Origin of the sequence: Capnocytophaga sp. H2931, assembly GCF_002302535.1 — a bacterium.
GTDB lineage: Bacteria > Bacteroidota > Bacteroidia > Flavobacteriales > Flavobacteriaceae > Capnocytophaga > Capnocytophaga canis.
Genome location: NZ_CP022381.1, coordinates 2,248,228 through 2,261,404 on the forward strand (window position 1 = coordinate 2,248,228; position 13,177 = coordinate 2,261,404).

General features: G+C 36.4%; 10 protein-coding genes. 3 read left to right on the forward strand and 7 right to left on the reverse strand.

Annotated elements, in window-relative coordinates; genetic code table 11:
- The first annotated feature begins 107 nt into the window (after nt 1-107).
- The gene (locus CGC52_RS09570) at nt 108-869 is read left to right on the forward strand and encodes a response regulator (protein WP_095894224.1); all 762 of its coding nucleotides are present in this window, start codon (nt 108-110) and stop codon (nt 867-869) included.
- 69 nt (nt 870-938) lie between these two features.
- Here the strand turns inward: CGC52_RS09570 and CGC52_RS09575 are convergent, their stop codons facing one another.
- The 7 genes from CGC52_RS09575 to CGC52_RS11395 all read right to left on the reverse strand — a co-directional run bounded on the left by CGC52_RS09575 (nt 939) and on the right by CGC52_RS11395 (nt 9,047).
- Nucleotides 939-1,631, reverse strand: a complete 693-nt coding sequence (locus CGC52_RS09575) for a zinc metallopeptidase (protein ID WP_095894225.1) — start codon at nt 1,629-1,631, stop codon at nt 939-941.
- An 82-nt stretch (nt 1,632-1,713) separates the two neighbouring features.
- Nucleotides 1,714-2,523: a TerC family protein gene (locus tag CGC52_RS09580; RefSeq protein WP_042008825.1), complete on the reverse strand. Its 810-nt coding sequence runs from the start codon at nt 2,521-2,523 to the stop codon at nt 1,714-1,716.
- Nucleotides 2,524-2,557: 34 nt separating this feature from the next.
- Nucleotides 2,558-3,169 carry a thymidine kinase gene (locus CGC52_RS09585; RefSeq protein ID WP_095894226.1) on the reverse strand — a complete coding sequence of 204 codons (612 nt, stop codon included), beginning with the start codon at nt 3,167-3,169 and terminating at the stop codon, nt 2,558-2,560.
- 24 nt (nt 3,170-3,193) lie between these two features.
- Complete coding sequence (locus CGC52_RS09590) at nt 3,194-4,216, reverse strand: DUF3078 domain-containing protein (protein ID WP_095894227.1); 1,023 nt, start codon at nt 4,214-4,216, stop codon at nt 3,194-3,196.
- Between the two features lie 215 nt (nt 4,217-4,431).
- Nucleotides 4,432-6,186 (reverse strand): 1-deoxy-D-xylulose-5-phosphate synthase, encoded by a 1,755-nt coding sequence (locus tag CGC52_RS09595; protein ID WP_095894228.1) that lies wholly within the window; start codon nt 6,184-6,186, stop codon nt 4,432-4,434.
- Nucleotides 6,187-6,386: 200 nt separating this feature from the next.
- Nucleotides 6,387-8,741 carry a penicillin-binding protein 1C gene (pbpC, locus tag CGC52_RS09600; RefSeq protein ID WP_095894229.1) on the reverse strand — a complete coding sequence of 785 codons (2,355 nt, stop codon included), beginning with the start codon at nt 8,739-8,741 and terminating at the stop codon, nt 6,387-6,389.
- A gap of 174 nt (nt 8,742-8,915) precedes the next feature.
- Nucleotides 8,916-9,047 carry a hypothetical protein gene (locus CGC52_RS11395; protein ID WP_255395911.1) on the reverse strand — a complete coding sequence of 44 codons (132 nt, stop codon included), beginning with the start codon at nt 9,045-9,047 and terminating at the stop codon, nt 8,916-8,918.
- Between the two features lie 275 nt (nt 9,048-9,322).
- Between CGC52_RS11395 and CGC52_RS09605 the strand changes: the two genes are divergently transcribed.
- Both CGC52_RS09605 and CGC52_RS09610 read left to right on the forward strand, forming a co-directional pair.
- Nucleotides 9,323-10,579, forward strand: a complete 1,257-nt coding sequence (locus CGC52_RS09605) for a sigma-54-dependent Fis family transcriptional regulator (RefSeq protein ID WP_042345009.1) — start codon at nt 9,323-9,325, stop codon at nt 10,577-10,579.
- A 259-nt stretch (nt 10,580-10,838) separates the two neighbouring features.
- Nucleotides 10,839-13,034 carry a PepSY domain-containing protein gene (locus CGC52_RS09610; protein ID WP_095894230.1) on the forward strand — a complete coding sequence of 732 codons (2,196 nt, stop codon included), beginning with the start codon at nt 10,839-10,841 and terminating at the stop codon, nt 13,032-13,034.
- The last annotated feature ends 143 nt before the right edge of the window (nt 13,035-13,177 follow it).

Sequence of the window (13,177 nt, forward strand, 5' to 3'; positions counted from 1 at the left end):
AATTTTAAAAATATATTCCCCCCCCCCCCTAATAAAAAGAGAAGGAAAGGCTATTTTATATAAATAAAACTCAATTAAATTGATAAAATATTAAAAAAATATTAATCATGAAATTTCGATATATTGTCGTTGAGGACGATACCAATGTTTGGGAAAATATCCGTATTCGTATGCAAAGCTATCCGCAATGGGAGGCCTTGGAGTTTTCATCGGAATTGACCGATGCGATTGAAAAAATTACGCAACATCTTCCAGAAATGATTTTTTCAGACTGGAGCATTCGTGGAGGTAATGCATATCAGATTTTGAATTACATTTCAACAATTGAAAATTATAATCCTTATGTTATATTTTTTACAGGATATCAGTCAGAAAATCCTGAAATCCCTCAACGAATCATCAACGATTTTCCAATAGTTAATAAATACATCGTTAAACCCATATATGAAAACCTAACGAATCATCTACAAAGCTATGTTCGAGAAGCCGAAAAACAAGCTATCAAATCGGTTTCCAAAAAAGGAAGCTCAGCAGAAAGCAAAGAATCTGAGGGTATTTTGATAGACACATCTTTGGGAAAGGTACGTATTTTTATGTCGGAATTTATTGCCGTTTTACAACAGGAAGGAACACGTTCGAAAATGTTATATTTGAAGAATAATTGTTCGTACGAACTGAAACAAACTTGGGAAGAAATCTTTACTTTGTTAGAGGAATCTCAGATTGACTATTTTGTGGCTCATAATCGAAAATCTGTTATTAATAAAGTTTTTATTAAAACAATAGTAAAGCCCTATGTCTTTATGGAAAACGACTTATCCATTAAAGTTTCTCGAGAACAGTGGCGAAAATTAGAAACTTTTTCCTAAAAAATAACAAATCCCGAAGTTGGTTTTTCCAAAATCGGGATTTGATTGTTTAAATAATACTCTTAAAATTTATTCTCTTGAAGCGGCTGCGATTTTCAAGGCCCAATAAACAAGCATAGCCAATGACCCTAAAGCAGCTACCAAGTAGGTTCTTGCAGCCCATTTTAAAGAGTCTTCAGCACCTGCATATTCTTGAGGGGCTAACATATTCTTGTTTTTCAGCCATGCCAAAGCTCGGTTACTCGCATCATATTCCACAGGGAGTGTGATGACTGTAAACAATGTTGCCAAAGCCGACATAATCAGACCCGCAACAGCGACATATATTCCAAAACTTGACATTGTGGACAAAATTAATCCACCCATAATCAAATAAGTAGAAAAGTTAGAGGAAACACTTGCAATGGGTACTAACTTAGAACGCATAGTCAGCCATTTGTATGCTTGAGCGTGTTGTACGGCATGTCCCACTTCGTGAGCAGCTACTGCCGCTGCAGCCGCATTGCGTTGATTGTAAACCCCTTCACTTAAGTTTACGGTTTTGTTCATTGGGTTGTAGTGGTCAGTAAGCATTCCAGGTGTTGAAATAACTTTCACATCATAAATCCCATTGTCGTGTAACATCTTTTCGGCAATTTCCGCACCTGACATGTTATTGCGTAAATGCACTTGGGAATAGTGCTTGAATTTACGTTTTAACTGCCAACTAACCAGCCAACTAACCAAAGTTAATGCTCCAATAATAAGGTAATATCCCATCATAGTGATTAAAAAAATTAAAAATTATCTTTTTTCTATACTCAAAATGTTTGCCAAAGTTCATTGGTCTTAGATTTGTCAGTTATTAGCTTGTTTTTTTTCGCATACGCATATTTAGAAACTCTACTCCTAAAGAGAATGCAATAGCGAAATATAGATATCCTTTTGGAACAGCTCCGATAGTTTCTCCTGCCAAAACAGCATCTGAAAGGTGCAAAGCTTCCGTGGTTAGCATGAATCCAATCAAAATTAGGAATGACAATGCTAAAATTTGGATTGATGGATTACGATTGACAAATTTACCCACAGGAACAGCAAAACTCATCATTACAATTACGGAAACAATTACTCCTGCAATCATGATGAATAACTCAGGACGCATTCCCCATATTTCAACTTCTGCAGGGTATAAACCATTAGTCATCCCCACGGCGGTCAAAATACTGTCCACAGAAAAAATAAGGTCAATCATTAAAATTTGAAAGATAACAGAGGAAAAAGATACAGAACGTTTTTGTCCTGCCCCTTTTGAGTCAGTAATGTGTTCAATATGATTTACTTTTTCATGGATTTCTTTGGTTGATTTGTAAATTAGGAAGATACCCCCACTGAGTAAAATTAATGCTTGTCCGTTAATGTGGGCAGTAAACCACCCCCAGTCAATGGTAAAAAGTGTACTTTTCATTTTGGTAAGCCATGTGATGGCAAACAGTAAGGCAATACGCATGAACATAGCTAAAAACAACCCGATTTGGGTAGCTCTTTTGCGTTTTTCTTCAGGTAATTTTCCCGTAACGATTGAGATAAAAATCACGTTATCAATTCCTAAGACAATTTCTAAGAATGTCAGGGTCAAAAATGCGATTAAAGCATCGGCGGTAAATAAAATTTCCATAGGTATGTGATACTAATTTTTTCGGCAAATTTAGTTATTTTTCGGTATTTTCAACGAGATTGTCTTTTTTTGTTTTCATAGCCTTAAAAAAAGCGGCTCGGCTCAGAGGTTCGTAACTTTCTTTCTCTCCTAACACAAATAAACCATCATTGTCAGTAGTTCGGAAACTAAAGTGAGCTAAATTTCCTGTACGAGTACAAACAGCGTGGACTTTTGTAACATATTCAGCCGTAGCCATCAGTGCAGGCATTGGACCAAAAGGATTGCCTTTGAAATCCATGTCTAACCCTGCAACAATAACCCGTACTCCTCTGTTAGCTAGATCATTACATACATTTACTATTTCGTTGTCAAAAAATTGGGCTTCATCAATTCCCACTACATCACAACCATCAGCAAGTAGTAAAATATGAGTAGCTGTTGGTACAGGGGTCGAATGAATTTCGTTAGCGTTATGTGAAACGACCTTACTCTCGTCATAACGAGTGTCAAGAGCAGGTTTGAAAATCTCTACTTTTTGCTTAGCGAATTGAGCTCGTCGCAACCTACGGATGAGTTCTTCGGTTTTCCCCGAAAACATAGATCCACAGATGACCTCTATCCATCCGAATTTTTCTGAATGATTTGTGGTGTTTTCTAAAAACATGATTTTGAGTTAATACGTTTTTTTTTAGAAAGTGTAAGAAAGTCCAGCAGCTAACATTTGTTTTAGTTGGGGTCTTGCTCCGTATTGATGGATAGCACCGTTAGCACCTTTATATGAATAGAATTTAATGTCATCATCATACTTCAAATGTATTCCAATACGCGCTTGAACATAGGTATTTACTTTCAAATTAAGGGTTGATTCCCAGTCTATGTCAATATTTCCTACATTTTTTAGATAGTCACCATAGAAATTGAAACGATTTTCCAACTGCATGTTTTTAGCAATTTCTTTTCTCCAATTCCCTGATAAATAAAAACCTAACTGTGATTTAGTTTTTTTACCAGGCTTTATCATATTTCCATTGGCATCATATTCCGCTTTATCGACACCAAAGGCACCTTGATCAGCTAAGGTTTTATCTAAAACAAAAAGAGTTCGATGAGTTATCGGTGAAATGAATATATTAAAGCGTTTGGCATCTGGTACAAATTCCAATCCTATCCCCAGCGTAAAGTGAGCGGGAGCCATGAATTTAGAGATAGCAGTTTCCGTATTCGGATAGGCATATCCGTTGTAAATTTGCGTCAGAAATTGTGATTTAGCGGTGTAGTACCAACGTGATTTTGAATTTCCACGATAACCAAAGGAAGAAGTAATCGAAAATTTATCGTCCGTTTTCCGAGGCCCTCGACCTTTTTGAGCATTGGCTCCATAGTTGATTTCTAATTCATTATCCCAAAAATAGGTTGTTTCAGAAAAACGACGTCTGAACTGAGCATTTAATAAAGCTGTTACCGAATTGTCACCTCCTGCACTCCAATTTGAGAAAGCCATTTCGCTGATACTTAAATTGATACGATTGAATTTAAACCATTTTTCTTGTTCTTTTTTAAAACGGTCAATAGCAAATTCAATAGCTCTTTGATTTTTAATAATCTGGATCGGATAAGTTTTTATAGGTTGAATCTCTCCTTTCGCCCTTCGGATTTGAGCAAAAGAGACAGCGTTTATAAGCAAAAGGGTAGTAAGTAAGATTTTTTTCATTTCTATATTGTACTTTTAATGGTTTTGTTTTTTAGTGATTACACATTTTTTTAGAAGAAGTTTGTACGTAGAATTTTGTGAATGTAGCCAAATTGGTGGGGTTCATCTCCAATTTTACTGATTTTACAAAACACTTTCAACTATTTACTTACTTCCACAATGAACAATCCTTGGGAGAGGGAGTAGAGCAGAGCTTGTTTCTTACAAACTCCTGACTACAGTAGACTGAATTTTTCAGCCAAGGTGGAGGAATCTAAACCGACTATTTTTTGTAATCTCTCCACATTACCATGTGTTATGAAAATGTCAGGTAAACCTATGATTTTCAGTTTGTTTTTATAATTGTAAACGTTTGCAAATTCAGCAATGGAACTTCCAAACCCTCCTTTTTCGATTCCCTCTTCAACGGTAAAAATGATTGTATAGGTTGCAAAAATAGTGTGTAAAAGTGATTCATCCAAAGGTTTTAAGAAACCTATATCAAAATGAGCATACTCTTCACTATTTTTTAACAAATCCAATGCCTTTGTTACATTATCGGCAATGCTTCCGATACTTAAAACAGCGTATTTGGTTCCCGATTTGAGTTGTCTTCCTTTGCCGATTTCGACTTTTTGGAAAGGCTGTAGCCAATCAGTTTGAGAACATCTGCCTCGTGGATATCGAATTGCAAAGGGTTGTCCTACATTGAGTTGAGCGGTGTAAAGTAGGTTTCGAAGCTCTGTGGCATTTCGTGGAGAGGCGATTATCAGATTAGGAATAGACCGTAGAAAAGCCATGTCAAAAACACCGTGGTGGGTTGCCCCGTCTTCCCCCACTAATCCCGCTCTGTCGATACAGAAAATTATGGGTATATTTTGCAATGCCACATCATGAACTATTTGGTCATACGCTCGTTGCAAGAAAGTTGAATAGACCACACAAAACGGAATCATTCCTTGTAAGGATAATCCAGCAGAGAATGTAACAGCGTGTTGTTCAGCGATTCCTACATCAAAAACTTGATTTGGGAACGATTGTTGCATGTGGGTCAAAGAGCTTCCACTTGGCATTGCAGGAGTGATAGCTACAATTTTTGGATTCTGTTCGGCTAACTCTTTTAAAGTCAGTCCAAAAACATCTTGGTATTTAGCAGGAAGTTCCACACTTTCTGAATACTGTTCACCCGTGATTTTATCAAATTTTCGAGGAGAATGGTAGGTAATCTGGTCATTTTCAGCTTTTTCTAAACCTTTACCTTTGATTGTGGTTACATGGAGTAGCTGGATACCTTTTTCCTTTTTCGCAGATTCAAAAGAGGTGATAAGTTCAGGGATATTATGTCCATCAATGATTCCTTTGTATTTGATATTCAGTGATTTAAAAAAAGACTCGTTTTTTCCTTTTTCCTTTTTCTGCTGTTCAAAATAGTTTTTTAAAGCTCCTATTGATGGGTCAATACCTATGTTATTGTCATTCAGTATGATAATAACATTTGCATCGGTCGTAGAAGCATGATTCAAAGCTTCGAAAGCCATACCACTGACGATAGAGGCATCGCCAATTACGGCAATGTGTTGCCGGTCTCGATTTCCTTGTAAAACCGATGCTACAGCCATACCCAGCACCGCCGAAATAGAAGTTGAAGAATGTCCTGTGCCAAAAGCATCGAACACGCTTTCTTCAATTTTTGGAAATCCGCTGATACCACCAAATTGACGTATGTTTTCAAATGCTTCTTTTCTGTCGGTAAGTATTTTGTGGGGGTAACACTGATGTCCTACATCCCAAACAAGTTTATCATCAGGAGTGTTAAATACATAGTGCAGAGCAATTGTTAGTTCTACTACTCCTAAACTAGCTCCCAAATGTCCTCCTTGTCGTGAAACCACATCAATAATGAGGTCACGTATTTCCTTCGCCAATAAAGAAAATTGTTCTCTCGGTAATTGACGTAGGTCATGGGGGGTATGTATGTTTGGTAAAATCATCGAACGAGGTCTTACGTCAAAGATGTTGACAGATGTAGTTTGTTAATCAAATAAATCAGTTGATTTTCAGTGAAAAACCGAATAAAAAGGCTTCCAATCATGATATGAAAAGAAGCTAAATCCGAACTGCAAATATACGACAAGAAACAACATCCACAAATCCTATTTCTTATTTTAAAGGTTATAGAATTTATAAATGATTATTTTACAGTCACTTCAATAACTCGCTCTTCGCCTTTAGTGTTGATAATCCGTAATATATTTTTTCCTTTTGGTGCATAGATGTCCATTTCGTGGAAATGCGTGGTAACGCCCAAGTAAGAACTGTTCAGATACCAAAATACTTCGCCTTCATTGTGGGCTACTTTAGCTGTAAAAGGTTGTAAATCACCTCCAAATCCTTTAGTCGTGTAAATTATGTTTCCGTGCTTAGGATAGATAAAGTCTAATGATTTTATCGTGTTACTATGTTGACAATCAGCTCTAAAAGGAGGGAGAGTTTGGTAATTAACATGCTGTTTTTTGTAAAACCACTCCATCACAGGAGGCAAAACAAACCATGATTTTGTGACGATTTTATCAAGAGATTCGCAAGAGGCATTGATTTGAAATTGTTCATTTTTGTCTAAATGGACAATTTTATGATATTTACATTGTTCGTTGTCGGAATTGCTAATGGTTGAGTAGATCGTTTTTTTGGGACATTCTTCTTTTGCTAAAAATCCAGAAACTTCACACACAGAGAGTTCTCTAAGGTCTTCGTGAGGCTTCTGAAACCATGTTGAGTTAGGCAAGGTGTTGAAAATACTAAACATAATTGGAGCAGCAAACGAAGCACCTGTTAGTGACGGACGACCTTCGCCTGTAGCATTACCCACCCAAACGCTAACTACATATTCTGGAGTTATACCAATTGACCAAGCATCTTTATTTCCGAAGCTGGTTCCTGTTTTCCATGCTACTTTTCGAGCCGACTCATAGTATCGCCACGCTACATCGCTCGTTGGGCGATTTACTTCTTTCATGGCTTCAAACATTTGCCATATAGCTCCTGCTCTCAATGTGGGAATTTCTGTGGTAAAATGACCAAAATCAATAGTGTTTTTAGACAAATCATAGTTTAAATCCTGAAATTCGGCACTTCGATAGGCTCTTTGTTTGTTGAAAACATTCAATTCGGAAGCTAAATTAACGTAAACTCTTGTTAAATCCCATAGATTACTTTCAGCTCCTCCTAAAATTATAGATAAACCATAATGATCAGGATGTTTTTTTATGTCCGTAAGGGAAATTTTTTGGATGATATCGTAAAAACGATACGTTCCAAAGCGTTGCAATAGCCATACAAATGGTATGTTTAGTGATTTTGCTAATGCCATATCTGCAGGAACAGCTCCCTCGAAGGTGTTGTTAAAATTTTGAGGAGAATATCCAGAAATATGCGTAGGAATGTCTGGGATTAACATTTGAGGCAATAAATCTCCTTCTTGAAGCATAGCCGCATACAGTAGAGGTTTCAACACGCTCCCAGTACTGCGAGGGGCATGGACAATATCCACATCTTTTTGGTGAGCAACATTTGTAGGAGTATTTCCAATATATGCTAACACATTCCGAGTTTTCACATCCGTAACTAGTACCGACATATTATAAACTTCTGATTGAGAATAATGGTGATAGTAGTTACGAACAATTTGATTTACTTTTTCTTGCAAATAGAAATCAATAGTCGTTTTGATGCGATGACCTTCATTTTTTTTAGCAATGAGTTCCAATAAGTGAGGAGCCATCTGTGGTAACGGATGTGGTTTTTGAGGTAGAGGCTCGGCAAGTGCTAGTTCGTATGTTTCGTTGTCTATAACCTGATTGTTAAGCAGTTTTTTGAGTAGTCGATTACGTTTTTGTAATAAAAGTTGTTGATTTTTTCCTGGAAAAATTAAACTTGGGGCATTGGGTAATACAGCTAATGTTGCACATTCTGCCCACGACAATTGATGTGGAGACACCCCAAAATAACGCCATGCTGCCATATCCAACCCTACAACATTTCCGCCAAAAGGAGCGTGTGAGGCATAAAGCCGTAGAATTTTGTCCTTAGAATGTCGAAATTCTAAACGTGTAGCTAAAATCAATTCAGTAATTTTCTCAAAATATGTACGTTGTTGGTTTTCACGAGATAAACGGATGACCTGTTGCGTGATTGTACTGCCTCCACGAACAATTTTTCCTTGTTGTAAATTATTTACTAAGGCTTTAGTCATCGAAATAGGATTCACTCCCCAGTGGTAGCTAAAGTATTCATCCTCAAAGTATATAATTGCTTTTTTGAATCGATAAGGTATACTGTCAAGCTCAGGAAACCTCCATTGTTCATCATTCGCGATTTTTGCACCCAACAAATTTCCTTCAGCACTTTCAATCACAGTGGAATAATCGTCGGGAAACAGTGCTTTTGGCAATGAAAAGTAATACAACAATAGAACAACTCCAAAAACAGAAGTTTTGATAGGATTTTGCTTAATTTTTTGAGTTATGTAATTAAAAAATCGTAACATTGAAAGTGAATTTCACAAAGGCAAATATACGGATTTATTCGTTTTTGAGCAGAAAAATTCTCATTCTCAACGGATTTTAGAAACAGAACTGTGAACCGTAAGCGTAGGGACGCAATACACAGCGTCCCCATCAAAATTCCTTCAGTGAAACCAACTTATCTCAGATTCAATGAATTACTTTTTTTTTCCACTGCGGAAAAACATAACCGTCATCACAACAAAGGCGATACAAACTAAAACGAAGACACCGATGATGAAAACACCTGCTGTGTGGTTGTAAAGAGGAATGTTAAAAATCATTGTCATTTTTGTAGCGTTTTTTTATTCGGCTAAGATAAAATTTTTCGTAAAAATAAAATATGATAAATGTCAGTTTTTCAGTTAATTATAAATATTTTTGTTTGTAAATCATTGTTTTTCAATATTTTATAAAAGCATTGTTTTTAAAAAATAAATTATATATTTGCCGCCCGAAATATTTTTTTCGAGTAGAAAACAAGATAATGATAGATCTTAGACATTGTTTTTGACGTTACATTGAGTTAAAATTCGTATATTTGACCGGTTAAATTTTGCAACTTGTGGAAAACATACAAACTATAAAACAACGTTTTGGAATCATCGGGAATGACCCTAAACTCAATCGAGCTGTTGAAAAGGCAGCACAAGTAGCTCCCACTAATGTTTCTGTATTGGTTACGGGAGAAAGTGGAGTAGGGAAGGAGTCTATTCCGAAGATAATTCATTCATTGTCAATGCGTAAGCACGGTAAGTACATTGCTGTGAACTGTGGAGCCATCCCCGAGGGGACAATTGATTCCGAGCTATTCGGCCACGAAAAAGGGGCTTTCACAGGAGCTACATCGACTCGAAACGGATATTTTGAAGAAGCGGACGGAGGCACAATCTTTTTGGATGAGGTGGGTGAACTACCACTTACCACACAGGTGCGATTGCTTCGCGTACTCGAAAATGGAGAGTTTATCAAAGTAGGGTCATCGGTAGTGCAGAAAACAAATGTACGCATTGTGGCAGCAACCAATGTGAAAATGTTCGAAGCAATTAAAAAAGGACGATTCCGTGAGGATTTGTACTATCGGTTGAGTACCGTTGAGATTCACTTACCCGCACTTCGAGAGCGAAAAGACGATATTCACCTGCTTTTCAGAAAGTTTGCTTCTGATTTTGCTGAAAAATACAAAATGCCGCCCATAAAACTGACTGATGATGGCGTACATCTTTTGGTTAACTACCGCTGGAGTGGGAACATACGTCAGTTGCGTAATGTAGCTGAACGAATCTCTATTTTGGAACAAAAAAGGGAGATTTCTGCCACAATTTTGCGTAACTATCTGCCTGACGAGGGAGTTAATCTGCCAACAGTAGTCGGTACCACACGTAGTGAAAGTGATTTTTCAAACGAACGAGAATTATTATATAAGGTGTTGTTCGATATGAAAAGCGATCTCAATGATCTGAAAAAATTGACTTTGGAGTTATTGCAAAAAGGAAATTCGCAACAAGTTCAAGAGGATAATAAGGGATTGATCCATCGAATTTATGGTGAAAATAAGAAACATACTTCTGAGGTAACTCCCGAAATTTCATTCATTCCTGTTGAGGCGACAATTCCTACCGAGGTGATTGACGATGCGGAAGAGTACGTTTATGAGGAAGCTCCAAAAGACGAATCTCTTTCCTTACACGATAAAGAATTAGAGTTGATAATCAAATCGTTAGAGAGAAATGGAGGCAAACGTAAGGAAACAGCCAAAGAGTTGGGAATTTCAGAACGAACACTCTATCGGAAAATTAAACAATTTGATTTGGATTTGTAGAGTTCCTATTCAATATCTTTCTGCTTTTTATCCCAATCAAGTTGACTGTGTTTGAAATTCCGTAAAAATGGGGTTAATAAAATTAGTTTACTTAACCATAACGAACCTTACAGATTTGCACAGGCAATGTTAGATTGATAATGTAGAATCTTAGTTAAATTTTGGGTCTTGACATGAGGTACGACGCAGAAGATACGTTAGGACTCTTATTTTTATTGATATAAATGTATAATCAGTCTTAATAAAAACAATTGTAAAAATGACTCTGTCCATTTGGAGATATGCACATTTGGTATTAGCTTTAGTAGCTTCGTTTTTTGTTCTGATAGCTACCCTTACGGGGATGATTTTAGCATTTGAACCTATTTCAAATCAATTAAAACCTCTGAAGAGCTCTAATTTTGAAGATGTTGAGCTATTCGAAACTGTATTACAATTAAAGGAAAAATACACAGAAGTATTATCTCTTGAGGTTGATGAAAATCGGTTTGTTAAAACAGAAGTTGTTGATGAACAGGGCGATACAATGATTTTTTATATAGACCCTAAAACGGCAGCAACTGTTGGTGAAACTTACAAACGACCTGAATTATTTAGTTTTACCACTACTTTACATCGTTCTTTGTTCATGGGAAAAGTAGGGAGAATTGTGATGGCTGTAACTGCATTTTTACTGTTTTTGATTGCTGTTTCAGGAATGATTCTCATTGTTCGTAAGCAAAAAAGTTGGAAACGCTTTTTCAATAAATTGGTAAAAGAACGATTTTTTCCCCACTACCATACCTTTTTAGGTCGACTGTTACTCATTCCTATAACTGTCATTACTCTTACAGGAATATACCTTTCCTTGGAAGGCTTTTCGTTGATTACCTCCCCAAAAATAGATTTTGAAGATATTGACTACGAACAAATTACCGAAAAACCTCATAGGTCAATTGCAGATTTTGAGGTGTTTCACATCCCACTTTCAGACGTAAAAAAACTCACCTTTCCTATATTTGAAGATATAGAAGAAACTTATCGCTTAGAATTGATTGATAGTGAGTTGATTATAAATCAGTTTACAGGAGAAGTATTGGCACAATCGCCTAAGTCAACTGTAAAGGCAATGACCTATTACAGCATGATATTGCATACCGGTAGGGGTACGGTGCTATGGGCTGTGATTTTGTTTTTATCTTGTATTAGTATTTTGTTTTTTATCTACTCAGGATTCGTTATAACATTGAAACGCAGGAAATCAAAAATCCGTAATCCATACACGAAAGATAATTGTCAATACGTGATTTTGGTAGGATCAGAAGGAGGCACGACTTTAGGATTTGCTAATTTGGTACATCATGAGCTTATCCGTCAAGGAAAAAAATCGTATTTAGCAGAAATGAACTCCTTGTCAGAATATCCTAAAATGGAGCATTTAATAGTGATGACTTGTACCTATGGCAAAGGAAATGAGCCTGTTAATGCAACAAAATTCAAATCTTTATGGCAAAAGAATACGATCCAAAAACCATTTACCTATTCAGTAGTGGGGTTTGGATCTTTGGCATATCCCGACTACTGCAAATATGCTTATGAAGTAGATGAACTATTAGCGAAAACCTCCATAGGTAAAAAAATAGTATATTTGCAAACTATTAATAATCAGTCTGTTGAGTCTTTTTCACTTTGGGCGAATGAATGGGCAAGGCAACAAGGTTTTTCACTAAATTTACCCTTTAACAAGTTGGCTAAAAAGAAAGGTAAACAACACACATTCAAAGTGATAGAAAAAACAACTATTCAATCCGATGAAACTTTTTTAGTTCGATTGCAAACTATTGAAAATGTGCGTTTTACATCAGGAGATTTATTGGGTATAACATCAGAGGTTGATGGTAGAGAACGACTCTATTCCATAGGGAAAACGGCTTCCAATGAGATTTTACTGAGTGTGAAACGACATGAAAAAGGGTTGATTTCCAATATGTTAAATAATTTAAAATCAGGTGATCTTTTGAAGTCGGCGATATATAAAAATCCAGAATTTCACTTTCCCAAAAAAGGAAAACCAGTGGTTTGTATTGCTACAGGAACAGGTATAGCTCCTTTTTTGGGAATGATAGCTGACAATGAAGCCCATCAACCGTTAACGCTATTTTGGGGCGGAAAAAACGACAGGTCTTTGGTTATTTACAAATCATTTTTGGAAGAGCAACTTCGAGTTGGAAAATTGACGAATCTACAAATTGCTTACTCCAGAATGGGGGCGAAAAAATATGTACAAGATATTGTTTTAGAGCAATCTACGTTTTTTGCAAATCTCCTAAAGAGTGGAGGTGTGGTGATGATTTGCGGTTCAGTAGCGATGCAGCGAGGAGTGGCTGAGATATTAGAAAGTATATGCCAAGAACAATTACAAAAACCGTTGAGTTATTTCCAAAACAGACAACAGTATAAAGTTGATTGTTATTAGGTACTTTTCAGGATTCTACCGTATTTTATACGCTTTGAACTGTTACCGAAAAATCAAAATTCTTCAGATTTTTTGATATTTAAAGTACTGCTTACTCTTAAAGAAATCACAATTAACATTGTTTTTAGATAAAACATAAAAAT